The organism is Bacillus sp. LR--39, assembly GCF_053613335.1.
This window is the reverse complement of record NZ_JBSIOT010000522.1, coordinates 1-899: the sequence shown is the minus strand read 5'-3', so window position 1 is coordinate 899 and position 899 is coordinate 1. Positions and strand designations below refer to the sequence as shown.

The 899-nt window shown below is 44.3% G+C and carries 1 protein-coding gene; it reads left to right on the top strand.

All coding sequences use genetic code 11. The features are described from left to right. Window positions 1-233: 233 nt before the first annotated feature. Window positions 234-899, top strand: a 666-nt coding sequence (locus ACWHAR_RS24625) for an HAD-IIB family hydrolase (protein ID WP_452088127.1), incomplete at its 3' end; no start/stop codon positions are given.

Sequence of the window (899 nt, the reverse complement as noted above, 5' to 3'; positions counted from 1 at the left end):
TTAAGTGTTCGGAGCGCATCATTGGTCAAACAAGGGGTTCCTGATACATGATTTTTCGTAAATCGAAATAACGATATTAGGGAGAATGGCTGCTTCGATCGTATCCTATCAACAAGCCATACATAAAGTCTGCTGAGCCAGGCTTTTTTTGCTTTAAGAAAAGGTTGTTCTAAACACAGAGACAGGGTCATATCCTATACACAAGTACAGTCATCAAGGAGGGGGACATCTCTGTGTCAAAACAATTGCTTGCCTTAAATATAGATGGAGCGCTGCTTCGGTCGAACGGGAAGATTCATCAGGCAACGAAAGACGCGATTGAATATGTAAAGAAAAAAGGGATTTACGTCACACTTGTGACCAACCGTCATTTTCGCTCAGCACAGAAAATAGCGAAATCGCTAAAGCTTGATGCCAAGCTGATCACCCATAGCGGGACATATATCGCTGAGAAAATAGACGCCCCGTTTTTTGAAAAAAGAATTTCTGATGATCATACCTTTAACATTGTTCAAGTGCTGGAGAGCTATCAATGTAATATTCGGCTTCTTCACGAAAAGTATTCCATCGGAAACAAGAAAAAGGTGAATTCGAATTTATTGGGGAAAGCACTCATTCATCCGTCTGACCCGATCTTCTATCCAGTCCAGTTCGTTGAATCATTAAGCGATCTCCTCATGGATGAGCCGGTGAGTGCACCCGTCATCGAGGTGTACACGGAGCACGACATTCAGCATGACATTACAGAAACGATTACAAAAGCCTTCCCTGCAGTGGATGTGATTCGCGTAAACGATGAGAAGCTGAATATCGTCCCGAAAGGTGTCTCGAAGGAAGCGGGTTTGGCCCTCGTCGCTTCAGAGCTGGGCCTGAGTATGGATGATGTCGTGGCCATTGGG